Origin of the sequence: Levilactobacillus lindianensis (genome assembly GCF_003946095.1) — a bacterium.
Lineage (GTDB): Bacteria > Bacillota > Bacilli > Lactobacillales > Lactobacillaceae > Levilactobacillus > Levilactobacillus lindianensis.
Genome location: NZ_RHOD01000005.1, coordinates 54,084 through 78,725 on the forward strand (window position 1 = coordinate 54,084; position 24,642 = coordinate 78,725).

Here is a 24,642-nt window from a genome sequence, read left to right on the forward strand (position 1 = left end):
GTGGGGGTAATGGGTTTCATCATTTCGGATTGTGGTGTACAATGAGAATCATAAATTAGCACTCAACTAAAAGAGTGCTAACTCAAGTACCTCATCGAAGAGAAGATAATTGGAGGGCGATTCTATGATCAAAATGTACTTTCATGCAAAAACTACCGCGGTAACGAAGGCTATGAAATGGCTTGCGAACCACGACGCCATCTTTACTGCTCGTGATATTAAAAAACAACCATTAACTCGTGAAGAGATTCTTTACATGTTTTCCTTAACTGAAGAAGGCACCGACGATTTAATTTCCACGCGTTCCAAGGCTTACAAGGCCTTGCCACAGTCCGTTCAGGACATGGGAATGAATGAATTAGTCGATCTCTTACAGCAGAATCCTGGGATTCTGAAGAATCCAATCGTGGTCGATCGGAATAAGTTAGCCACTGGGTTCGACCTGGAAACTATTCGGGAATTCGTGCCAGCCTCATACCGGAAGAAGGAACTTGCAAGTTTCTTCAAGATTTTAAACGGTGGCAACAAGAACAGCCTGGGCGTTTCCCCAGCATAAAACTCGTCAAATGAAAAGTTTCGGCCAATTGGTCGAAACTTTTTTTGTGAGAAATTATGCCGGGAATGCGTGATACATCGCCAAGTAAAACGCTTTATGTAAATAACGACGGCCTTCGCTATTTATTATGAAAAGTTTACATTTTGAAAGCGGTGTCAAATTTACCTCCGCTATCCAGAACGTCTATGGTAGACTGTTAATAGTTCAAAATTTGAGGACAAAAACTAACAAGGTGGGTGTTCGTGTTATGAGTGGCTTTATGGGTGAGTTCCTAGGGACCATGATTCTAATCGTCTTGGGTGCCGGAACTGGGGCAAGTATCAATTTAAATAAAACCTATGCCAAGGGATCCAATTGGACGTATGTGAGTTTAGCCTGGGGGATGGCCGTGACCATGGGGGTTTATGTGGCCGGTATGTTCGGGTCGGATGGACACTTAAATCCGGCCGTGACGATTGGATTTGCCCTCTTCGGGTACTTTCCATGGGCGCACGTTGGGGCTTACCTGCTAGGGCAATTCTTGGGAGCCTTTGTCGGAGCGGCAATCGTGATTCTACAATTTTACCCACACTTCAAAGCCTCACCAGATGAAGCGTCTGGCAATTCGGTCGGGATCTTTGCAACCCGGCCAGCAATTAAGAGTCCAGCCTTTAACTTTATCTCTGAAGTTGTCGCCACCTGGGCCTTCGTCTTCATTCTCCTGAACCTAGGAGACTTCACGACGGGGCTGAAACCATTTATGGTGGGACTGCTGATTATGACCGTCGGGATGGCCCTAGGGACCACCACTGGGTTTGCCTTGAACCCCGCTCGTGACTGGGGTCCGCGGTTGGCTTATACCATTCTGCCAGTGCCTAATAAGGGTGCGGCCGAATGGAACTATGCCTGGGTCCCAATGTGTGGGCCAATTGTCGGTGGAATTCTTGCCGCTGGCATGCAATATCTTCTAAATTAATTAGAAATAATCGGGCTACTTAACGTGGCCTCGGAGACGTGGGAACTGTCCCGCGTCTCTTTTTTTATGCTTTTTGGGAACACGTAAAAATGAATTACTCAATAATTGGCATTACTTAAGTCTGTTAAATTGTAGGCTAAAGAGTTAACTAATATAACCATAATATGATTATTGTAACACTAGAAATTGTGGCATATAAAATTGAATTTTAAAAACTCGATTACTAAACTGAACTAACAGATTGCCTTAATGGCGGTAATTTAGTGGGTTTAACGATTAACCCATAATAATCTATAAGTAAATAGCTATGCTAATGAACTGTTTTAAGTATACGGTAGATTTTTTTGATAATACCCGTTATAATGAAGCTGTGATCAGGCAACATAGTTAACTGGAATTAATAGGGACGCTGCCGATCATTCATGCGGGTATTGAATAAAGTTGAGGCACATTTGAGGAGGGCTTATGATGTTTCATTCTGAAGATCAAAACGTTCACTACAAGATGTACAAGAAAGGGAAGACCTGGGTTTTCGCGGGGATTGTGACGACAGCGTTAGCACTGGGTGTTGCGGCACCACAGGCTGCCCACGCCGATACGACCGATGACGGTGGCGTAACCACAACTCAGGGGAGCGAGAAGACCACGACTGGGGATGTTACGCTGACGACACCCAAGGTAGAGGCCGAAGGGGTGACTCAGCCGGACACCACTCAGGATCAAGACGACGAAAAGGGTCAAGAAGCGACCCGAGAACCAGGAGCGCAAGCTGAACAGTCGGACGAAACGAAGCAAGAAGTGGTAGAAGAGCCAAATGAAGTAGACAAAACTGCTGAAAATGTAACCGTTCACAACGACGAGCAAAAGACGGCTACCAACGACAAGACTACGGTCGAGCCAATCAAGGACAACGAATCTGAAGAGCAAATTGAGAAACAAGTTAAGCGACTGGCCAGATCCGTCCAAGCACCAGTAGCGACCCCTAAGATTGCGGCTAAGGATCTTGAGACAATTGATCAATGGATGCCCAATCAGAAGCTCCAGCAGGTCGTCTTATTACAACTACGAAAGCAAAACCCAGGCAAGACTTGGAATAGCGTGGCCGATATTACCAAGGATGACATGGCCTTGTTAACCAGTCTGGTGGCCTATGGGTCCAATGAATCTGGCGGAATCGACACCTACAACAACCGCAAGCCGTTCTCCATCGAAGGGCTGCAGTACGCCGTTAACCTAACTCGGATTGAAATGGGAACCAACTTTAACTATGCGTCTCAGAAATATTATGGCGACATTGTCGACATTTCACCACTAGCGAACCTGACCAAGTTACAAACGGTCTATCTCCAACAGAACCGAATCGAAGATATTTCACCACTGGAAAATCTAACGAACATCACGAAACTCCAGTTGCAATTTAACGCGATCTCCGACTTCACGCCAATCGCTGGCCGTAAGTTTAGCACCTTCAGTGCCACAAACCAGGTGGTCTTCTTACCAACAATTAAGATCAACGCCAAGACCAGAAAGGCCCACCTTGTTTTCCAATTCAAGAACGAAAACGGTGAGATTGTGCCGCTGGAAGCACGTAATGGGATTGCTTATCCCGACCGAGTTGTGGGATCGGGAAATTCGATTTCTTTGGTTTACAAGCTGTATTGGAATGGAGGGACCGCAGCCGTCGATGGTGCAGGTGGCCTGAACTTCACTGATATACAGGATCAGATTCCAGGAATTACCGAGTATCCCGGATTTAACATTGACCCGCTCGACGAGAACTTCTATTTAACGGGTGCGGTCACGACACAGTTCCCTGGTGGTTACACCGTTGATGTCGGGGTCATTCAGCCTTACGTCATCGGTGATATGGGCGGGACTGTAACCGCCCACTACCAAGATAAAAATGGTAAGGAATTAGCACCAGATGTGGTTCTTGACGATGGCTTCATTGGCGATGACTACACGACGACCGCAGCTGAAATTGAGGGCTATACGCTGACGAAGACCCCAGCTAACGCTACTGGAAAGTACGTCGAAGGGACGACGGATGTCTACTACATCTATGAACCTAAGACGGATCCGGTTGACCCACCAGTGGTTAATCCGGCAGCCGACGTGACGGTCACCGTACATTATCAAACGGCGGATGGCAAGACCGTGGCTCCGGACCAGGTCTTCACGGGTAAGCAGGGGACGACGTATACCACGAGTCCCGTCACGGTTAAGGGGTATGCCCTGGTTGAAACGCCAGGGAATGCTTCCGGTACCCTGGGTGAGGGTGATATCACGGTCACTTATATCTATGCACCATTAGATATCGGTGGTGGTGGCGACCTGATTGACCCGGATGAGCCAGGGACGGACACCGATGAGGGTGGCGACGACGGTGATACCGCGACACCAGATACCGATCATGGCGGCAGTGGCGATCAGATTGTCACGGGTAAGGATCCCATCAAGGGTGGCACGACCAACTTAGCCAGTCGTCCGGCAACCAACTCAGCCAAGACCGCCTTACCGCAAACGGGTGAACAACACCGGTCCGCGGGTCTGTGGGGCATCGTCGTCCTACTAGGGTCGTTGTTAGGCTTAGCCGGTACGAAGCGGAAAGAACAATAAAACTAATTTAATTCCTAAACGGTTGGAACTATAATGCCAACCGTTTTTTAGTTTCAGTGAGAGTTAATTTTAAGGCTAATTTTTATTGTGACGTTTTTTACAAAGTGGTTAAAAAAGGTTAGTTAAAGGGTTTACGGTGCTGGGGGTGGCGGTTAAACAGAGGGTTATTAGTTATGCTCCGATATAACCCCCCTTGAACTTTTTTCGGTAGCGGTTACAATAAAAGTGACAGTAGTTGTCCACATTTACTAATTTGTGGTAATCATAGCTTGATATTTAACCTATGAGCCGATTATATAAAAGCTACAAACACTGTTTGTAGCCGTGGATTAACGACTGGGTGAGACAGACTAGGGCAATGTCAAACTTTGCGAGGAGGAAGTTTATCATGCGGAACAACGAACTAACAACAACTAAGGTGCACTACAAGAGTTACAAGGCAGGCAAGCGGTGGGTTTTCGCCGGAATTGCAACTGTCGCAATGGGGTTGGGCTTAACGGGGATGGACGTTACCGCTCACGCGGCTGACGTTCAAGGAACTGAAGCCACGCAAACACAGGTAGTTGATCCAGATGCAACGTCTAAGAGTGACACATTAACGACAACTACAGAAAACGAAAAGACGGTAACAGATAGTGAGACTCCGGTTGCGACGCCAGATAAGGATAAGACACCAGCGCCCACACCAGACAAAGATAAAACACCGGCACCAGTGGTAACGCCAGACAAAGACGAAACACCAGCACCAGTGACGACACCTGAAAAGACTGAAATGCCAAAGAATATGCGTAGAATGGCGGTACCGGCTGCCGCTGCGGTAAAGGCCTATGATCCAGCAGAAATTCAAGGCAAGGATGCTTCAGAATGGATGCCAGATGCAGGGTTACGGGACATGGTCAAATCGGCTTTGTTGTTTAACCACTATATTAAAGCGACGGATTCCGATCTTTACCAGTACATTGGCGAACAGCTAGATTTGGACGACAATAACTACACGGGCAACCTCAAGATTCAAAACCTGGAAGGCCTGCAGTATTTCACTAACTTGCACCATGTCATCTTACATTACTATCCAAAGGATGGATTCATTAACTTTGACTTTGCGCCTAACATGACTGAATTCGCCTATGAAGGCGATGCCAATGGGGCCCCCGCTGATATTGATGCCCAGACTTTCATGAATACCTATCTGAGTGGTAATCAGAATCTTCAATTCTTGGTAGTTCACAATCTATTGAAGGGCAACTTACCTGACCTTTCAGCTTACGATAAGCTCTATCGGTTGGACCTGAGTTTGAACCATTTGACTGGTGATTTGACGCCACTCAAGGGATTAACGAGCGTCGTTATTATGGACGTCGCTAACAACCAGCTTACTGGAGAGTTACCCGATCTGGTTACGGGAACTCAAATGAAAGATCTCTATGTTCAAAACAATCAGTTAAGTGGCACGTTGAACCCAGTCTATGGGAGTACGCCACGGTTGAGTGATGTTTGGGTCGGCCACAATAATATGACCGGTGACTTGCCAAGCTTCAAGGGCTTTATTGGAAACTTTGATGGCACGTATAATCACTTCAGTTCTGGTTTGAACAACATGCCAGGAGCTATCAATACTTGGTACCAGACTTTGACTGGTGGAACCTATAATCTGACGGATGACAAGAACACCTTTGATCCAATTAAGAATGTTGTCTCAGGTATTCAGGACGCGCAGACCGGGGAATTCGATCCAACGGATAGTCTCTTCCTCTATGCTTATGGTGCCGGTAAGGTCTACTACGGTGAACCAGATCCAACCTTTACGTCAGACCAACTGATCAGTTGGTTAGGCAGTCAACAGGATGTTTCATCCCAGTTTCAGAGACAAGCGACGACTGATGACCCGTTTGGCTTTAACTTAGTTGCTAGCAAGGATGTTAAGCCTGGAACTTACACCATGGGTGTGGTTAACGACAAGTACAATAACGGAGGCTACATTGCCTTCATTACCTTCAAGATTACACGTGACGCATCGGTTGATCCGGAGACACCAGTTGATCCAGGTACCCCAGTCGATCCCGTTCAGACAGGGACCATTACCATCGTTAACGTCGATCAAGATGGCAAGACCTTGAGCACCAAGACCTTGACGGGGACCGCTGGAGATACCTACACGGCAACTGCCGACAAGTTAGATGGTTACCAGTTGACCAGTCCCGCTAGTGTTACCGGAACCTATACCCAGTCTGGATCAACGATTACCTTTACCTATGCCGCCGTTACTAATGGTGGGGATGGCGATAAGGTCGTTGTGACGCCAGACAAGCCGGGTAAGCAGACGGACAACCAGCAAACGCCAACCCACAAGGGTGGTCAGGCGGCAACTGTCACTGCTAAGTCGACTGGTAAGGTTCAAAGCCTTGGGACGAGTCATGTAGCCCAAGCTCATCAACAACAGTTAGCATCATCTGCGCAGACGACTAATGCAACCACGTTGCCACAAACGAATGAACACCGGACGGCAGCTACCTGGGGATTAGCCTTATTGGGCACGGTTCTCAGTCTCGGTGGGCTGGCCTTACGGCGGAAGCAAGACTAATTGTATCAATTCGAAAGGATCAGCCATGCTGGTCCTTTTTCTTTAGGTCGAATTTTAGTATGTTTAGTCACCGAATTAGTTGCTGCCAATAAACGATTCTATCTTGAACTTATTGTGGGGTGACCTACAATGAAGTTAAAGGGGTTACCACACTTCGACTAATTTGTGGTAATTCAAGTTTATGAGACCAAGGGAACTCACAAAAAGGGGTGCTTGGCAGTGACTTGCCAGCGTGACTAGTAGACTGACGGTCCGTAGAAAGGTTCGTAATTGAACGTTTAGCGAGAACGGGTTGTGACGAACAGGTTGTTCTCCAGGGAGGAGCACGATTATGCGTCAATTAAATTTAGGTGAAACCAAGGAACACTACAAGAGTTATAAGGCAGGCAAGCGCTGGGTTTACGCTTGTCTCACGGTTGCGGCACTTGGTTTGGGTGCTATGGGAGCTACAAATACTGCTAACGCGGCTACGAGTGCTGATCCGGCAGTCGAAACGACGCAGAGTGGCGAACGGTCGGCAACGCCGGATGACGTTGTGCCTGTGAAGACAGATGCTGAAACAGTGGCACTAGGAACGAAACCAGCAGTAACGCCTGCTCCGGCCAAGAGCGACACTGATCCGGTCAACCAAGACCAACCAGAAAAGCCGTCAGTTACGACGCCAGGACCAACAAAAACAACTGATCCGACGACATCTGAAAAAGAGGATCACCCGCAAGAACCAGAAACACCAGTCGTTACCAATGGGTCGGTTCAGGGGATGTCTCGGATGGCAAAGATCACCCCACGGGAGACCACACCCAGTGTTGTCGGTCAGGACGCCTCGAAATGGATGCCCGATGCAGGTCTACGGACTTGGGTCGAAGGTAATTTGACACGGAGCCCGGGCGTTTTTGAGAACGTGACGGATGCCAATTTGTCGACATATCTGGATCATAATTTAATCCTGGATACTGGGGACTCTAGTTACCCCGCAGCTACTGGCGTGGCCTCATTTGAGGGCTTACAATACTTTACGAATCTGACCTCGTTTGCGGCAACGAATCAACAGATTCCGGCATCCATTCTGCCAGACTTTTCCTTTGCCCCCAATCTGCGGTTCTTTACTTACTTTGGTGACAGCCAACACTTGACGGATGCTGCGCAATTTATGAAAGACCACTTGAGCCAAAACACAGCCCTGACGAATTTGGGCCTTAACTATAGCCTCCAAGGAAGTTTTCCAGACTTGTCTGCTTATCAAAAGCTAGAGACTATTAACTTTAGTAATAATCAGTTGACGGGAACCTTGCCCGATCTGGGGAATCTACCGGTTCTGGACCGTCTCAACTTGGAGAATAATCAACTGTCGGGAACGTTGCCTAACTTTGGAGATTGGCCGGTGTTAGATCAGTTGGATATTTCCAATAATGACTTCAGTGGGGCACTACCAGACTTGAAAAACTTGAAGGTCTCGGATTTCCGGGAATACTATAACCGTCTGTCTTCGGGATTACTCACCTTCTATAATGACAACGGCCAAGCCGGCGATAATTATAGTTGGTATCAGTTCTTAAACGGCAAGACTTATAACTTGGTTGGACCAGATCAAACCTTTGATCCCTTAACCGGTGTGGTTGCGGGGATTCAAGACATGAAGACTGGCCAGATCGATCCCGACGAGAGCTTTATCACCTATGGCTTCTCTAATGGGGCCTGGATTGTTTCGGGTGACTTGAATGACGCTGATAGCAAAGCCGACTTTTTAACTTGGGCGGCCGGTCAGCCGAGCGCAACCGCCAACTTTGTTAAGGTGGCGGATCCTACGAATCCATTAGGATTTAACCTGATTGCTAGTCTGGATACACCAGCTGGGAGTTACACGCTGGGGATTATGAATCAGAGTTACGACAATGACCTCGGCGGATACGTTGGCTTTATCACCTTCAAGATTACCCATGATGCGCCGGTCACACCGGTCACACCAGTAGATCCCACACCGAGTCAGCAGACCGGAACGGTCACTGTTGTTGAAGTTAATCAGCAAGGGAAGGTCTTACATCAACGGACGATGACGGGAACCGTTGGCGATAGATACACTGCACAAGCTGATCAATTGGCTGGCTACAAGCTTAAGGGCAAGGCCAGTGTTAGTGGAACTTACACCACCGCGGGTGATACGGTTACCTTTACCTATACTGTGGGTGATAGCGGTAATGACGGTGATCACGTCGTGTCAGACAAGCCGGTAACCCCATCGAAGAAAGGGCAGCAGGCAGCGCTTAAGTCCGATGATGGACAAGCGGCAGGGATCGCAACGCTAGCAAAGTCGGCTAAGGCAACACCGGCTGTTAAGGCAACGAAGGCCAGTGTGACGCCGTTAAGTACCCAGCGGTCGGGTGAACCAGCCCAGAGTCACCAGGCAGTTAGCTTGCCACAGACCAATGAACAGCGGAAACTTTCACCAATCGTTTTGGGATTGGTAACGTTACTGACAACGTTGGGATTAGGTGGCTGGTTACGCCGTCACAATTAGTTTTATAGATGCTTAAATTGAATCTGGAAAAGGACGCGCTCAAACGGGCACGTCCTTTTTTGAACCGATCACGACCCCCAGTGACGGCTTAAAAGGTAATTGGTTAGGCCTGTTCAGCATACTATGAACTGTTTATCTTATACTAGATTTTTTCGATCAGATAGGCTATACTGCGCGTACACGAAAGTCGTGATGATTAATTATCATTTTCATAATAAAAACGCTGAATTTATGCGCTTATTATGAAATGAATTTTAGGAGGAAACAGGATGTATTGGGGAGAAAAGGAAGGGTTTAAGCTAACGTCTAATCGTGGTAAGGGGTGGTTGATGACCGTCGCCATCCTTTCGAGCCTAGGGAGTTCGGTCGGCACGCCACTCGTGGGGCATGCGGCGACGTCAGCGACGACGGTGCAACAGGAGAGTGCGAGCGCGGCTTCTGGAGCTGCCACTACGACGGCAAGTAGTGAGGCTGTCACGGCCGAATCAGCCGAAGACACGGTTACGACGGCTACTGAGGAGCCGGCTGATAGTACAACTGAGGAGAGCGGTGAAGCCGACACAACCAGCGACGATAGTTCGGTGGAAAAGACGAGTGACCCGGCAGATGTTCAGACCGACAAGCCACGGCAACGCAAAAAAGAAAGCGAATCCATCGATCAATGGATGCCCAATAAAAGATTACAACGGGCCGTTTTATATCAGCTTCAAAACTTATCACCAGTGCCAGATGACGAGCCAACTTGGAATTCCGTTGCGGATATTACCAAGGAGGATATGAAGCGCCTCAAGGGGATTTATGTGGGAGCCTTGGGTGGTGAAGATGGCGAATCAACTTACAATCCTGATGGATCGGAATATTCAATCGAAGGCATTGAGTACGCGACAAATTTAGAAACCGTGGACTTTGGTGGTGGCGGGATGAGCGATGGCCCGCAGCAAATGTTTGGGAACCTCGTAGATATTTCGCCATTGGCCAAGCTGACCAAGCTCACAACGGTGCTCTTGCAGAATAACCAGATTGAGGATATTTCACCATTAGCCAATCTGAAGAATGTGACCTGGTTGGACCTGACCTTTAACCATATTTCAGACTTCTCGCCGTTAAAGGGGATAAGTTACGAGACGAGCCAGTTCCGTTTTCAATATCTTGAACGTCGGAACCCCATTATAGTGGATGGAAAGACCCGGAAGGCTCATATTAATTCTGGTATTAAGCTCCAAGATGGCACGTTTGCTCAAAACCCAGTTGCCAAAAATGTGACGGCTTGGCATTATTACGCAGATGAGGATGAGGATAAAACGTTCCAATTTTACGCTAAAGGAGGCGAGTTGACCGGAGATGCCGAGGGTGGTCTCGACTTTTCAGAGATTAAGGATCAAGAGCCAGGGATTACTGGCCCGGGCGTCATTCCCTTGCCTGATAAGTATTATCTCAATGCGCAGTATGTGACCGATGATGGCAATTACGCCTTCTTGTTGATGCAACCTTACAGGCTGGGAGATGTTGCCGCGCCGGTTACGGTGCAGTACCACGATGAAAATGGCCAAGAGGTCGCACCGGATGCGGCACCGCTGGAGGGGATGCTGGGGGAAACCTATACGGCGAAACCAATCGATATTCCTGGCTATGATCTGGTGAAGAGCCCTGAGAATGCCCAAGGAACCTTTGGTAAGGACCCGATTACGGTGACGTTTACCTACAAGAAACAAGCCGTGAAGTCGACGGTTGAGGTGCTCTACCAGGATGAAAAGGGCCAGGCGATTGCCGAGCCAACGACTTTAGACGGGGAGGTGGGCCAGCCGTATACCACTGAACCCGCAAGTATCGTGAATTACGAGTTGATTGAAACACCGAAGAACGCCACGGGAACGTACGGTAAAGAGCCAACGACGGTCATCTACCGTTATCGTAAGGCGGAACCAGTGGTGACGAAGCACAAGGTGACGGTTCACTATCAAGATGAAGCGGGAAAGGACTTACACGTAGACACTGTGTTAACTGGCCTACCTGGGGAAGCCTACCAAACGGAAGCCTTGGTGATTGACGGCTATAAGCTGGTCAAGACTATCGGCCAGTCAACCGGGACCTATGGCGAAGCTGATCTTGAGATCACTTATGTTTACGCACCAATTTCGACCGGTGGGGATGGTGATGGTGGCGTGACGCCACCGATCACGACACCGACGGATCCCCAACCACCGGTGAATCCAGTTGATCCACAGAATCCGGACGGGGGCCTTGATCCGGATGAAACAACGGATACCGAGGATCCCAATCAGCCGGGTTCAGATAACGCTGGTTCCGAGTCGGTTTCTGGCGGGGATGGCGATATGGTCACAGGAGAAGAATCCGGTCAGATTGGCAGTACGTCCTCCGTGGGGCCAGCGACCAGCTGGAGTGATTATGATGACGCAACGCCAAGCCACACTTTTGGCTTGCCACAGACCAATGAACAACGGACGATTGCAGCCTGGCTGGGTGGTGTGCTCCTGTTGGGCAGTCTTTGGGGCTGGTGGGGTCGCCGCCGGCATTAAGGTGTTTGAAAGATGACGACACTGCCCATAAAACTGGGAAAGTAGCAGTAATGAGACTAATTTTTTGAAAAGGACGATTATTACCAATTCGAGGTAATAATCGTCCTTTTCAACGATCATTATTCCATGAAAACGTATAGGCCTTGTTTATTTTATAAAAACTAGTGATCTCTTGATTTAACAGCGTTCTCGGGTATAATGAAGGTAGAAACTTATCCAAACAACAAAATGTGTAACATTACAAAACTTAAGTCGATTGTCCACTAGGGAGGACGACATCATGAGTAAACATATCGGGGAAATGAAGACACATTACAAGAGTTATAAGGCAGGGAAACGCTGGGTTTACGCCAGCATTACTGTTATTGCTTTAGGGGTGGGCATGGCGGTTGCGCCTAGTGCCCACGCGGCAACGGTAACTGATCCCACAGATAAGACGGAGATGGTCACTGATAACGATGTCGATGAACAATCAGGCGTCCAGTCGAATACAACGGAAAAACAAACGCCAGATAGTGTTGATCCTGAGTCGGTTAATCCAGAAAAGGTGACGACCCCTAATAAAAAGGCGACATCGGATTCAACCAACAAGACACCAGAAAAAACGACACCGGTTACGCCAGCTCCTGAAAAAGGTACAAGTGAGGCAGACGATGAAAAGGTAGAAGAAACCACGACGCCGAAGTCGACAGTTCGGCCCCAGTCACGGATGATGGCGACTCCCGTTGTTGCAACGCCACAGGCTGCGGTTCCAGCCGATACTTCGATTGATACCTGGATGCCCAATAAGACGTTGCAGAAAATTGTTTTGATGGATCTTCAGGCTCAAAACAAGGACCGCACTTGGGAGAGTGTCGATGACATTACGCAAGATGACATGCTACTGTTGAAAATGATTCAGGCGGATGGCGGTCCAGTCGCCAACGGCATGAACACCTATATTGATGGTCACACGGCATTTTCTCTTGAGGGCCTACAGTATGCCAAAAATCTAACATATTTAGACTTGGAAGGTAACGAAGGCTATCCAGGAATGCTACGTGGAGACATTGTTGATCTCAGCCCAGTTAAGGATTTAACCAAGCTAACTGGAGTTAATGTCCAGTTCAACCGAATTCAAGATATTTCACCGTTGGAAAACTTAACAGATCTGACGGAACTCGACCTCGCTTATAATTCAATTATTGACTTTACGCCATACAGTAAATTCAAAAAGTTATGGATTTACTCGACGGCCTATCAACAGCTGATCTTGCCACCAATTGCGTTGAAACCGGGTGAAGATTACCATATGGCAATTAGTCCATCAACGCCGACCGGAAGGATTGACTTAATCCCCTATACGGATGCCCATTACGATGAACATACATCATGGGTGGCTGGTAACCCAATGAAGCTGGGATGGCGGATTTACTTCCCAGCCGGTGACGCAACTTCGGATGGCAATGGTGGCTTGAACTTTACGAATATTCCGGCACAAAAACCCGGGATTACCGTCTATCCGGATGCCGATTGGGTCAAGATTTACCCAATGGACAATTACTATTACATGATTGGCCATTATGACCAAGGGGCATATGATTTAATGGTCATTCAGCCCTACACGATGGCAGTTACGGCGGCCGCTGTGACCGTCTCCTACCAGGATGAATCTGGCAAGCAACTCAGTCCCACCACGACCTTAGCACAAGGTAGTGTGGGGGATGCCTATACCACGACACCGATTGATATTGAGGGCTATAAGCTCCTCACCACACCGACTAATGCTACAGGAACGTATGGTACGGACCCAATCAACGTGGTCTACACCTACAAAGCCGTTGAGAAACCAGTTGGTCCAACACCAACCCCAACCGAAACGGGAACCGTGACGGTAGTCAGTGTTGATCAGTCTGGAAAGGTTCTTAGCCAGACAACTCAAACCGGGACAGTCGGTGACAGCTACGCGATTACGGCACCGGAAATTGAAGGATATCAGGTTACGGGTAATAACAGTGCCACGGGGACGTATACCACAGCCGGTCAAACCGTGACGTTCACGTATGCTGAAGTCACGACTGGTGGTGGGGGAGCGACAATTAACCCCGAACCAGAAAAGCCGGTGAAACCCGGCAAGCCAGGTCAATCCGACAAGCCGGGCCAACCCGGTAAGTTGCCAGTGACCTCAGGTGGCACTGCGGACAAGGTTGTGAGCACAGCCAAGGTATCCGGTCAGACACCAGTAACTGGTGGTCAGGCAACTAAATTAGCCGCACCGGTTCAAGCAACCAAGGCAGAGACTACTTTGCCACAAACCACTGACAAGGCGGTTTCACCTTTACTGGGACTACTCCTATTACTTGGCACTAGTGTCACAGGACTGTTCTTCAGACGTAAACGCAACTAAAATACTAGAGGATCGCGACGTTGGTCGTGATCCTCTTTTTAGTGAGCTTATAGGAAGATAATTGTACGACTTAATCAACACGCCATTAATTAGTTTTGGACAAAAATAATTTTAAAATAGCATTGAATTCTGACTGTACCAGGGTGAGAATGGAAGGTGAATACTGCTAGGAAAGGTAGGGATTTAATCGATATGGAAACGAAACGGACGCATTTTAAGATGTACAAGGCAGGTCGTAAGTGGGTCTTTGCCTGTGCACTCATGTTGGTTATTGGTGGGGGCTCCGTCGTCACGGCAGAGGCCGCAACCACGGGGCATGATAGTGAGCAGACCAGTAAAATAGCTGACGCGACGAGTGACAAGTTGGCGTCTAGCCAGGGTGATACGCAAGGTTCTGACAAGGATGGCCAGTCTCAGCAGGATGGCCAGTCTGACAGTGAGAGTGAGCTTGACGGGTCTAAGACTAGTGATAGTCAAGATAATGGCTCGAAAGATAGTTCCACGAAAGATGACGCCACAAAGGAAAGTACCGCTGACAGCCAAACTGATGTGACTAAGACTCAAGACAAAGAGCAGGCTATTGAGAAGCCAGCTGACAAGTCGGAGACGACTGATAAGGTTCAAGCACCTGCACAGTCTCCAGTTAGTGGCATCAAGGCCTTGTCAGGAATTCTTTCTGACCAGCAGAAGGCCAACCTGAAGGCGGCTATTGCCGCTGCCAAGGCTGCAACTAAGTTAGCTCGTTCCAGAAATACCGACGCCTCAGCTATTTCGGCTTATGATAACGATGCCGTTCAAGATGGTGGGAGCGTCTACGATGACTATGGCAACTTGGATAATATCCTCGGGGTTTCTTCCATGTTCCATATCTTCGCATTGGAAGCCGAATTGAATTCTCACACCAACGGAAACATTGCCGTTCGGAACTTGATCGGTAATGTAAACTTCGGAACCAACGTGATAGAAGAACTGCTCGACAAGGATATTTCTTACATACAGAACTTTAGCAATATTGCCGGCAGTTCCTTCGTTTCTAAAGGGGACACGCGAGAAAACAAAGTGGTCTTCGGTGAGGGAATTACAGTTGATATCAGCAATCCTAACCGACCAATGGTCAATGGCGTTTACATCGATCACTTGTTGGCTTCCGAAACGTATCAGGATAAGAATGGGCAGACCTACATTGATTTCGATGCCGAGTTCGCAAAGCTTAAGGCCCTGAATGAATCGTTGGGTGGTAAAGCTAGTGAAGCCAGCTATACCAATGGCGACTTCGATGATTTGAACAACCGGGTCATTGACGTGAGTGACATGACACCTAACGCCAACAACCAAATCATTATTAACCTTTCGCCAGATGTTTTAGCTGGCAATACGCCATTGAAGATCGTCGGCCTGTCACCAGAAGAGACGGGGACCACGGTGATTATTAACGTGGATACCGGGAGTCAAGCGGACTACCACGTCAACTCACCGATCAAGATTACTTACAGTGACGGAAGTGACCGGAATAGCCATGAAACGGAATACTTCGGGGACAACCACTTGCTGTGGAACTTCATTGATCGGTCGGCTAACGACCAACAGTTTAACGGCAATCTTATCGTCGATGCCCCATTCCAAGGGAGTGTGCTGGCACCTTCCGCAGACATTACGGTTAACCAGAACTTAGATGGTAATATCATTGGCAAGCGGGTCGTGGTTAACGCCGAAACCCACCGGTGGGACCTCCAAGACCACAACGATGAGGATGAGAATCCCGATCCGGATGATTACGATAAGCCAGTGACGATTCCGGGGATTGGCATTGAAATGCCTGAGCGTCCAGGAACGGACAAACCCAACATCGAAAATCCCAATGTTGAGGAACCGGATACGGATGATGGTGAAGAGGAAGAAGAGTTCGAACACGAACGGCCAAACTATGGTGACGAAGATATTGAGGATATCTGGGATGATATGATCGATGCCGAGGAGGAAGATTCCCGCACCGCTGAAGAAGCCGTTTTGAATGAAATTGACTCGGCGATTGCTTGGGCCAAGGCCCACGGTGATACCGCCTTGTTGAATGAACTCGAGGGGATGCGCAACCGGATTCTCGCAGACCTTGGCGAATTGCCACAAACCGATGAAACTAGTCCCCGGACGATGCAAGTCGTGGGGTTAGCCTTGCTGACGGGGGTTCTAGGTGCCCTGATTTTCAAGCGGCAACAGCGTCACAATTAAGTAGCATGTGATGGAGGGCGGAACCGACTGCCCTCCAGGCACACGTTTCGGCAATAGAAATTCAAAGAGAAACAGGGACTACGATAACGATCGCAGTTCCTGTTTTGTCGTCTCCACAGCTTGACAAGGTAGACTCTGATCCCGTATGGTAGAACGACATCTAACAGAAAGGGGTGACAACCCATGAGTTTAAACGTATTAATGGCGTGTGTCCCCGCAGACGGCCAAGGACGTTTTTCCGCAAAGTAAATTTTAAGGAGAAATATAATGAAAAACGTCCGTCGATCAGTTCCGTCCTTGGGACTGATCATTACCCTCGTTGGTTTTCCACAAATCAGCGAATCCATTTTTACCCCGGTTTTACCATTTCTGCAAACAGCCTTTGCAGTGAGTGCTAATCGGGCGCAGTTAACCATGAGTAGTTACTTTGTTGCCTTTGCCGTGGGGGTCCTCGTCTGGGGACAACTCGCGGATCGCTTGGGCCGGCGTCCAGCCATGTTGGCTGGGATTGGCGTGTACCTATTGGGAAATGTTGGTTTGTTGCTAAGCAGTGACTTCCGACTCTTACTGGTGAGTCGGCTAATCCAAGCATTTGGGGCCAGTGCGGGTTCTGTGGTGACCCAGACCATCATGCGCGAAAGTTTCAGTGGTGTGATTGGTGCCAAGGTTTTCGCGCGCACCAGCGCGGCCATGGCGTTAGCCCCCGCTTTAGGGCCGTTAATCGGGGGCGTTCTCCAAACCTATTGGGGGTTTCGGAGTGTGTTTTCCGGATTGGTGACGCTCGCCGTTGTTGTTGGGGGTTATGCCTGGTGGCGGCTACCGGAAACCCAACCGGCCGATGATCGCGTCGCCACGGCTTCTCAGATTCAGGTGATTAAACGGCTCGTTAGCAATCCTGTGGTTTGGGCCTATGGCCTGCTGATTGGAGGTATCAACGGTATCCTGTTTAGTTACTATGCCGAGGCCCCCTTTATCTTTGTGAATCATTTCGGCTTCAGTGCCGTTCAGTACGGCTGGCTGGGCCTGGTACTCGCTGGGGCCAGCCTTTTGGGCGCGATTCTGGTGAATCGTCTACTGACCTGGTGGTCGCCGGAACAGCTGACTCGCTGGGGACTTCTATTTAGTGTCGTAGCCGCCCTGACGTTCGTTTTAACGACGTATGGCGAGTATCCTGGACTGATGCTGGTCAGTATCTTTTTGACGTTCCTGGGGCTTAATATTGTCTTGCCCAATGCTCTGAATCGGGCACTAGTGGGTTACGAAGACGTGATGGGGAGTGCCAGTGGTTGGTTCAGCCTGGGGTATTACCTGCTGGTGAGTGGGATGACCTTTGGTATGAGCTGCCTGCATAATGGGGCCATTACGACCCTGCCTTGGTATGTGCTGGGACTTAGTGTGGTGATACTCGTGGTTGACGTGAAAGTCGTGCCACAGCAGTCTCGTACGGTTGAAATGGATGATTAAAAGTTAAAATGAACGCCCTGGACCTGTTGGTCTGGGGCGCTTTTTGCGAGGTTGTGTGAATTGTGAATAACATTGTTATCTTCAGGTGTCTACAACACGAAAAAGCCACCGAACGAATTTGTCCGGTGGCTTGGTGACAGGTGCTTTGTTTGACCACTTTTAGAGAACCATTTTGACTCCCATGACGATTAATAGCAGGGCCATAAGTGGTTTCATGATGGCGTTTAGTTTTTGAGGATTACCCTTGGCTAAGAGTCTTGGGGCACAGATGGCGCCTAGAACAGCCCCGATCATCAGGCAGATGCCAATGCTCCAGTCGATGTTGTTGGCTGAGAGGTGGAAGAGTAGACCGACGAAGGACGTTCCAACCAAGACGTAAGCCGAGGTTGCGGCGGCCGGGACCATGTCGAGACCCAGTGCCAAGAGCCCGGCGATGATCGGGCCACCGCCAGATAGGCCGGCAACCCCGACCATCAAGCCACTGACAATTCCGTAAAGAACGGCCTGAAGCGACTTATGTTTTGCGGGTCGTTGGGCACTCTTGATGAGGATTTTAACGAGAATTTGAACGCCCAGTAGCAAGAGAATAGCCGCCACGAGCCAAGTGTAGAGCTTTTGAGGAATGACCGGTGAAAGTAAGGCACCAACGATGGTCGCAGGAATAGCCGCAAGCAGCATTTGATTTCCGACACGAAAGTGAATTTGACCAGTCCGATAGTGACCATAGGCACCAACCAGGAGCGAGGGGAAGGCCGTGAACAAGGATGTTGCCGCGGCTACCGCTGGGCTGAGATGGAAGACGGTGGTTAGTAACCCGAGGTAGACCGCTGCGCCACCACCGCCGGTCGATAGGACAAAGAGGCCCACGAGGAACCCCGTGACCAGTAAAGTAATCCAAACCATGAGACCAGACTCCTTTCATAGAGGTACTAGTTTCTAGTCTATGTTTTTAGGTGGCGAAGATCAATTAACCTTCTGCTGAAGCCGTTGCGTTAGGCTTGGCTGGCAATTAATAGGTCAATATTTGTGAACGTTGATTTCTAGTCATTCAATTCGATCAAAGAAGGAGCCGTGGCTAGCCACGACTCCTTACTTATAGATAAGCGATTAAACTGGAACGACCACACCATTAACGTAACTGGAGATGTCGGAACACAGGAAGAGGGCAGTCTGTGCAATCTCGTTACCATTAGGGGCAACGGGGATGTTCAAGCTTTCCTCGTCTGCGTCGGCCCCACCTGGGGCGATGGCGTTGGTCCGAATACCCACGTTCTGGTACATGTAGGCCGTATTCTTTGTGAGACCAACCACGGCGTGTTTCGAAGCGGCGACCGCGGCACTGGCCCGGTTGTCAGTAGTGCCTTCAACGGCAGCAATATTTAAGATGACGCCGTGTTTTTGTTCGGTGAAGAGTTTCAAGGCTTCTCGAGTGGCAATCATCACGCTGGTCGTGTTGACCGTCATGACCTGATCCCAAAGCTCGTTGGTGAGGGTGCCAACGGGAGCGAGCTTATCGAGCATTCCGGCATTGTTCACCAGAATATCAAGATGGCCGTACTGCTTAACGGCGGTCTGAACCATATCTTCGACGTCGGCTTCCTTCGTTACATCGGCGACGGCAGCCACGGCCTCACCACCCGCATCCTTAATCTTTGAAACGACTTGATCCAGTCGTTCGGCGTTGCTATCTGCGGCAACGACCTTGGCCCCCTCGTGGGCGAAGAGTTCCGCGATGGCTTGGCCTTTACCAGACCCCGCCCCGGTAACGATAGCCACTTTATTCGCTAATTGTTCAACCACGTGACTCACTCCTTAAAGAAACTAGTTTTAGGATTAACCATCCTGCTCCCATTATAAAGCAATCATTAGGTTGAAGGGAGAGAAAAATGAGATTTCAATAAGAAAGTTGACTTAGTGGGGTTAAGATGTTACTTTAAAAGTAACAGAAAAAGGAAAGGCGTGTTGAATTTGAAAATTGTCGTTACGGGAGCCACCGGCCATTTGGGTCGCCAGATTGTGGATCATTTAACTGAATTAGTTGCTCCAACTAACTTGACGTTGGGCGTTCATACCCCTAGTAAGGCCCTGGACTACGCTGACCAGGGCATGACGATTAAGTCTTTGGATTATACCGAACCAGCAACCGTAGCGGCAGCCTTGGATGGGGCAGATGTTGCGGTCTACGTGCCTAGCAAGAGTCATGATAGCTTCAGCCGGGTGACCGAGTTTGAACACGTCGTTACGGCCGCGACTCAAGCCAAGGTTGGACACTTGGTGGTCATGGGCTTTATTGCTGATCAGGCCAACAATCCGTTTGATTTGTCCGCCTTCTATGGTTACGTACCACGTCGATTGGCCTCAAGTGACCTGAGCTATACCATCGTTCGTAATGCGCTGTATGCTGACCCATTGGTTCCCTATTTACCGGAATTAATCGAACTGCAAAACGTCATTTACCCAATGGGTGATCAGGCGTTGAGTTTCATCAGCCTGGCTGATAGTGCCGCAGCCTTTGCCAAGATTGCCGTCACACCAGCCTTGTGGACCCGTCCTATGTACACGTTGACACAAGACCGGGCCTACACCATGCCCGAATTGGCCGAAGTGCTCTCGACGGTCTCTGGCGAAAAGATTGGCTACGCGCCAGTGACTAACGCTGAGTTTGGGAACATCTACAATGAAGGCAATGAGGGGCATATGTTGTCCTCCATGTATGCCGGTGGGTCCATGGGCCTGCTGGACATTACGACCGATGACTATGCCGCTATCATGGGACATCCGGCACAGTCGTTACCGGAGTTTTTGAAAGAGAACTATCGGCGTTAAACTTTGTTGATCCAAATAAAAAAGTAAACAGCGTGATCACTGAAATACAAAGTGATCACGCTGTTTTATTAACGGTAGATTTATTTATGAAGTTTAGTGAACGTCACGATAGAGATTAATAACGGCACCAGCCAACTGGGCTTCGAATTTGTCACGAGAGAGGAAGACTGACTTCTCTGACGGGAAACCGGTGGTGAGCAATACCTGATCATTCGCTACCGGCAGGACGCGCCGGATAGTGGTTTTGCCCGACTTAAGATTAATGGCAACCAACTTGGCATTTTCCGAGGCTAATTGACAAGCTTCTTCGGTCGAGTCGACAACGACCAAATCATTTTGTAAAATGCCCAGCATCATTAAGTTGGTATCGGTGACCTTGAGCCAAGCCAGGCCAGTTGCCTTCGCGTCTCGAACCGGTAGCTTACTGGAGACCTTCATGTTGTCAGGAATGCGTAATTCAGTGTGAGTATCGCTGATCGGAATGCGTAGGGAAGAGGTGGTTGGCAGGCTGTCGGTGTTCGCCATCATGTTGAGGCTATGGGACTTGGTCCTGCCTGATGGCTTTTTGTCGGGGGACTTGGCTTTTTCAAGGTCGTCAGGAATCAGATCGGCCAACTCGAAAATCTGAGTTTCCGAAATACGTAAGCCCTTGGCAATCTTGCGTAGGGTATTGGGCTTGGGGATCTGCCGCTTATTGTTTTCAATCTGGGAATAATACGATGCCGAGATTCCCGCATATAGAGCAACTTTACGTACTGAATCACCTTTGCCACGACGGATCTTTCTTAATTCATTGCCAAATGTTGAATCCTGCATCGTTCTCACCCCGTTTGTATCTAACTAGTATAGCAACGGATCCCGAGATCTTGGGCTTTTGAAGCACAAATTGTGATTGCAAAAGTAAAAAACGAGACTTATACTTATAATTAAGTTAGCTCTTATGAATTCAAACTGGCAGAAGTCTAGTTAATTAGCGGTTTTACTATCCCTTTAATAACCTTGATATAGCGGTTACAAGAGATGATGGGCACGTGAATAGTCAAGACAACGATCTCTTCAGTTACTAACGTTCACAAAAGTAAAACAAAATGATGGAGGTAAGATTATGAATTTTTGTCCAAAGTGTGGCACGTCAGTTAAGGCGGGAGCTCGTTTTTGCCCGAACTGTGGGTTTGATTTACAGGTAAAGGGAGCAACGCCAACGCCGGCTGCGAGTGAACCAGTTCAGTCAGCTCCACAGCCACAGGTACAACCGCAGGCTCAACCACAGCCACAAGCTCAACCTCAGGTACAATTTCAACAACAAGCAACCATGGCAGCACCTATACCTCAAGCTGCGGGTAATGGTGCCATCGACTACCAAAGTAATTTGGGATTATTTGGGGCGTTTTCAGAGTATATGAAAGGATACGTCAAATTTGATGGACGTATGAGCCGTGCAAACTACTGGTGGGCTACCTTGGCAGTTTCTATTATTGGTGTAATTGCTATCTTTTTATCATATGCTGTTGGTAGTGTTGTTTTTATGACTGCTGAAAGTCTGCTGTTCGCATTACCAGGGTACTCAAGCATGTTTCGTCGTTTGCATGATTGCAACCTCTCGGGAGTCAATTTTCTTTGGTCATTTGTCCCGGTTTTTGGAAGTATTTATCTCCTTGTCTTACTCTGCAAGCCAGCTGACCAACAAGCCAATCGTTTTGGTTAGGAGTTAGCCATGAATTCTAATTTCTTTTGTCCGAATTGTGGGCAACCCGTGAGGCTGGGACTGAACTTTTGCCCATATTGTGGGCGTGACTTACGAGCCTATCAGCCTGCGCCTTCGGCTGCACCACAGGCGCAGGCAAAAGCGAAGGTGAGTTCAAGTCCCAACCTATTGGATTCAGCGACAGCCCAACTCAATAGCTGGACCGGTCAACGGCGTAAGGTACCTATCCAGCTAGGCAGCATGTTTAGCCAAGTTTTTAAAGCGCATACAGAGGCCGAAGCCGAAACGCTTTTCATCGGGGGAACGGAAAAGACGACGCCATCGCTGGCCACCGTCAGTGATTCTCCGGTTCAGCCCTGGTTGTTTACCCGAGTATTAGCCGTATTTGGGTTGACGATCGCGATTCTAGCGGGAAGCCTATTTATTTTTAATGGGGAAAAGATGTATAACGGGCTAATTTTTATGAGTGCCTTGGCCGTCCCATTTTCCCTGCTAATTATGTTTTTTGAAATTAATACGTTCCGTAATATTAGTATTTTTAAAGTGACCAAAATTTTTATGGTGGGTGGGGTTGCCTCGGTTCTCACCAGCATGGGTCTCTATCAGTTCGTCAACATTCAAAACATGACGATCGTGGCGGCAATTCTGGTTGCCATCATTGAGGAGACGGGGAAGCTGGTCATCATCGCCTACTATGTGAAACGAACCCAAGCGCATTTCATTTTAAATGGCCTACTGATTGGCGCGGCAATCGGGGCTGGTTTTGCAGCGTTTGAAACGGCCGGTTATGCGCAAGACTATGGCCTATGGGTGTTACTGTTACGGGCCATAGATTCGCTGGGAACCCACACCATGTGGGGAGCCATTAGTGGCGCCGCCTTAGTTATGGTGAAGGGTGATCACCCATTAGCCGCGAATACATTTCAAGATGGTCGGTTCGTCCGATTCTTTGCGTTGGCCGTGAGCTTACATGCTTTATGGGACATGCCCTTACCATTGCCTAGTCTATTGAAGTCAGGCATCCTGATCGCGGTGGCCTGGGTGATAGTTTTAGTGTTAATTAACGCCGGTTTACGTGAAATTCGCGAGCTACGAGAAGGAAAATTAACTTAAATGGGAGTGTTGAAAATGAAGTTTTGTATTAACTGTGGCCAGCAATTAAAAGCTGGACAAAAGTTCTGTACCCATTGTGGGGCGAAGCAACCAGAGTTCACGCAACCTGTGACACCAGCATCTTCGGCCGCACCTGTGCCCCCGCAAGCGACGCCAGTGGCCCCGACGCAGGAACAAGCCACCCCAGTGGAACCGCCGGTTGAGCCAGAGGTACCACTGTCGACGTCTGATGCAGAGCCGCCAGTTTCACAGGCGTCAGCACCGGTTACGCCAGATGTGGCCCCAATTGAATCGCCGGTGACGCCGAGTGTTGATGAACTCGTAACGCCAACAGATGCGTCGACTACTGATGCGCCGGAACAGCCAGCTACACCTAACGTGAATGCACCAGCAGGACAGACTGCAGGAGACACGGGTGTATCAGGCTCACCAACGCAGACACCGCAACAGCCAGGAACCTCGACTACAGGAACAACTGCTCCTAACAGTAGTAATCCTTCTCAATACGGGCAGGTCGCCACGCAACCAGCCACTACGGCAGCACAGACAGTGGCCAAAGCGGCTGGAGATTCTCGAACCATCTGGGTCGTGGTTGGGGCAATTGTCCTCATCCTGATTGGTGTGGCTGGGTATAACGGTTATAACACTTATAAGCGGGACAATTTAACGGAACAAGAGATTGCCAATATTGGTGATGGCGTGACCTCAAAATATTTGGGCAATTCCACAACGGTCCGCTATAGTAAGAGTGATAATGTGTTAACGGTAGAAGCAGATGAGGATACGGATCTCTATGATATCGCTTATGATATGACGAATGGCTATGATGAAGCTGATGACATGGCGCCCTATCTTACCAAGCTAAAGAAGATTTCTACGGCCATGGCGCCACTGATGCCAACTAATTTAAAAGATGTTCGGGTGGAACTTTTGAATCCGCAGAATACCAACCTTCATCTTTACACAGCTGAAGATGGCGATATAATTTACGATTTTACAGATGACGAGTGATCAGTCAGTTTAGAAGGAAAATTGCCAGTAAGTGAATTCTAAAATACATAGTGCCAGCTCTTTGAGAGCCCGCCTTGGATTAAAACAACTGGCTAGAAGCGCTTGTATTTTACAGGTCATGAAACGTAGGCATCCAATTCAAAACGAA

At 48.8% G+C, this 24,642-nt stretch carries 16 protein-coding genes; 13 read left to right on the top strand and 3 right to left on the bottom strand.

What is annotated here, in order from left to right; genetic code table 11:
- Positions 1–124 precede the first annotated feature (124 nt).
- From EKM70_RS02990 to EKM70_RS03030, 9 genes are all read left to right on the top strand, one after another.
- Positions 125–556, top strand: a complete 432-nt coding sequence (locus EKM70_RS02990; protein WP_125545112.1) for a Spx/MgsR family RNA polymerase-binding regulatory protein — start codon at positions 125–127, stop codon at positions 554–556.
- Between the two features lie 247 nt (positions 557–803).
- Positions 804–1,511 (top strand): MIP/aquaporin family protein, encoded by a 708-nt coding sequence (locus EKM70_RS02995; protein ID WP_125545115.1) that lies wholly within the window; start codon positions 804–806, stop codon positions 1,509–1,511.
- Between the two features lie 468 nt (positions 1,512–1,979).
- Positions 1,980–4,130, top strand: a complete 2,151-nt coding sequence (locus tag EKM70_RS03000) for a MucBP domain-containing protein (protein ID WP_164506310.1) — start codon at positions 1,980–1,982, stop codon at positions 4,128–4,130.
- 388 nt (positions 4,131–4,518) lie between these two features.
- Positions 4,519–6,711, top strand: coding sequence for a MucBP domain-containing protein (locus tag EKM70_RS03005; protein ID WP_164506311.1), 2,193 nt, complete (start codon positions 4,519–4,521; stop codon positions 6,709–6,711).
- Between the two features lie 331 nt (positions 6,712–7,042).
- Positions 7,043–9,226, top strand: a complete 2,184-nt coding sequence (locus EKM70_RS03010; RefSeq protein WP_125545120.1) for a MucBP domain-containing protein — start codon at positions 7,043–7,045, stop codon at positions 9,224–9,226.
- Positions 9,227–9,495: 269 nt separating this feature from the next.
- Positions 9,496–11,763 carry a MucBP domain-containing protein gene (locus EKM70_RS03015; protein ID WP_125545122.1) on the top strand — a complete coding sequence of 756 codons (2,268 nt, stop codon included), beginning with the start codon at positions 9,496–9,498 and terminating at the stop codon, positions 11,761–11,763.
- A 280-nt stretch (positions 11,764–12,043) separates the two neighbouring features.
- On the top strand, positions 12,044–14,149 hold the full coding sequence (locus EKM70_RS03020; protein ID WP_125545124.1) for a MucBP domain-containing protein: 2,106 nt from the start codon (positions 12,044–12,046) through the stop codon (positions 14,147–14,149).
- Positions 14,150–14,341: 192 nt separating this feature from the next.
- Positions 14,342–16,375, top strand: coding sequence for a collagen-binding domain-containing protein (locus tag EKM70_RS03025; RefSeq protein WP_125545126.1), 2,034 nt, complete (start codon positions 14,342–14,344; stop codon positions 16,373–16,375).
- Between the two features lie 267 nt (positions 16,376–16,642).
- Positions 16,643–17,839 (top strand): multidrug effflux MFS transporter, encoded by a 1,197-nt coding sequence (locus EKM70_RS03030; RefSeq protein ID WP_125545128.1) that lies wholly within the window; start codon positions 16,643–16,645, stop codon positions 17,837–17,839.
- A gap of 159 nt (positions 17,840–17,998) precedes the next feature.
- Here the strand turns inward: EKM70_RS03030 and EKM70_RS03035 are convergent, their stop codons facing one another.
- Positions 17,999–18,742, bottom strand: coding sequence for a sulfite exporter TauE/SafE family protein (locus tag EKM70_RS03035; protein WP_125545130.1), 744 nt, complete (start codon positions 18,740–18,742; stop codon positions 17,999–18,001).
- A 204-nt stretch (positions 18,743–18,946) separates the two neighbouring features.
- The gene (locus EKM70_RS03040) at positions 18,947–19,639 is read right to left on the bottom strand and encodes an SDR family NAD(P)-dependent oxidoreductase (protein ID WP_125545132.1); all 693 of its coding nucleotides are present in this window, start codon (positions 19,637–19,639) and stop codon (positions 18,947–18,949) included.
- Positions 19,640–19,807: 168 nt separating this feature from the next.
- Here EKM70_RS03040 and EKM70_RS03045 point away from each other — a divergent pair, with 168 nt between their 5' ends.
- Complete coding sequence (locus EKM70_RS03045; protein WP_125545134.1) at positions 19,808–20,665, top strand: SDR family oxidoreductase; 858 nt, start codon at positions 19,808–19,810, stop codon at positions 20,663–20,665.
- Between the two features lie 93 nt (positions 20,666–20,758).
- Here the strand turns inward: EKM70_RS03045 and EKM70_RS03050 are convergent, their stop codons facing one another.
- Positions 20,759–21,481 (bottom strand): LexA family transcriptional regulator, encoded by a 723-nt coding sequence (locus EKM70_RS03050; RefSeq protein WP_125545136.1) that lies wholly within the window; start codon positions 21,479–21,481, stop codon positions 20,759–20,761.
- Positions 21,482–21,770: 289 nt separating this feature from the next.
- Here EKM70_RS03050 and EKM70_RS11635 point away from each other — a divergent pair, with 289 nt between their 5' ends.
- The 3 genes from EKM70_RS11635 to EKM70_RS03065 are packed head-to-tail and all read left to right on the top strand — an operon-like array spanning position 21,771 to position 24,494.
- Positions 21,771–22,370, top strand: a complete 600-nt coding sequence (locus tag EKM70_RS11635; protein WP_125545218.1) for a DUF805 domain-containing protein — start codon at positions 21,771–21,773, stop codon at positions 22,368–22,370.
- Between the two features lie 9 nt (positions 22,371–22,379).
- Positions 22,380–23,483 carry a PrsW family glutamic-type intramembrane protease gene (locus EKM70_RS03060; RefSeq protein WP_125545220.1) on the top strand — a complete coding sequence of 368 codons (1,104 nt, stop codon included), beginning with the start codon at positions 22,380–22,382 and terminating at the stop codon, positions 23,481–23,483.
- A gap of 15 nt (positions 23,484–23,498) precedes the next feature.
- Positions 23,499–24,494, top strand: coding sequence for a zinc-ribbon domain-containing protein (locus EKM70_RS03065; RefSeq protein ID WP_164506312.1), 996 nt, complete (start codon positions 23,499–23,501; stop codon positions 24,492–24,494).
- Positions 24,495–24,642: the final 148 nt, after the last annotated feature.

Coding starts and splice junctions, on each gene's coding strand:
- EKM70_RS03020 (WP_125545124.1), top strand. CDS start 12,044: ATGAGTAAACATATCGGGGAAATGAAGACACATTACAAGAGTTATAAG.
- EKM70_RS03005 (WP_164506311.1), top strand. CDS start 4,519: ATGCGGAACAACGAACTAACAACAACTAAGGTGCACTACAAGAGTTAC.
- EKM70_RS03035 (WP_125545130.1), bottom strand. CDS start 18,742: ATGGTTTGGATTACTTTACTGGTCACGGGGTTCCTCGTGGGCCTCTTT.
- EKM70_RS03010 (WP_125545120.1), top strand. CDS start 7,043: ATGCGTCAATTAAATTTAGGTGAAACCAAGGAACACTACAAGAGTTAT.
- EKM70_RS03015 (WP_125545122.1), top strand. CDS start 9,496: ATGTATTGGGGAGAAAAGGAAGGGTTTAAGCTAACGTCTAATCGTGGT.
- EKM70_RS03065 (WP_164506312.1), top strand. CDS start 23,499: ATGAAGTTTTGTATTAACTGTGGCCAGCAATTAAAAGCTGGACAAAAG.
- EKM70_RS03030 (WP_125545128.1), top strand. CDS start 16,643: ATGAAAAACGTCCGTCGATCAGTTCCGTCCTTGGGACTGATCATTACC.
- EKM70_RS03025 (WP_125545126.1), top strand. CDS start 14,342: ATGGAAACGAAACGGACGCATTTTAAGATGTACAAGGCAGGTCGTAAG.
- EKM70_RS02995 (WP_125545115.1), top strand. CDS start 804: ATGAGTGGCTTTATGGGTGAGTTCCTAGGGACCATGATTCTAATCGTC.
- EKM70_RS03000 (WP_164506310.1), top strand. CDS start 1,980: ATGTTTCATTCTGAAGATCAAAACGTTCACTACAAGATGTACAAGAAA.
- EKM70_RS03060 (WP_125545220.1), top strand. CDS start 22,380: ATGAATTCTAATTTCTTTTGTCCGAATTGTGGGCAACCCGTGAGGCTG.
- EKM70_RS11635 (WP_125545218.1), top strand. CDS start 21,771: ATGAATTTTTGTCCAAAGTGTGGCACGTCAGTTAAGGCGGGAGCTCGT.
- EKM70_RS02990 (WP_125545112.1), top strand. CDS start 125: ATGATCAAAATGTACTTTCATGCAAAAACTACCGCGGTAACGAAGGCT.
- EKM70_RS03050 (WP_125545136.1), bottom strand. CDS start 21,481: ATGCAGGATTCAACATTTGGCAATGAATTAAGAAAGATCCGTCGTGGC.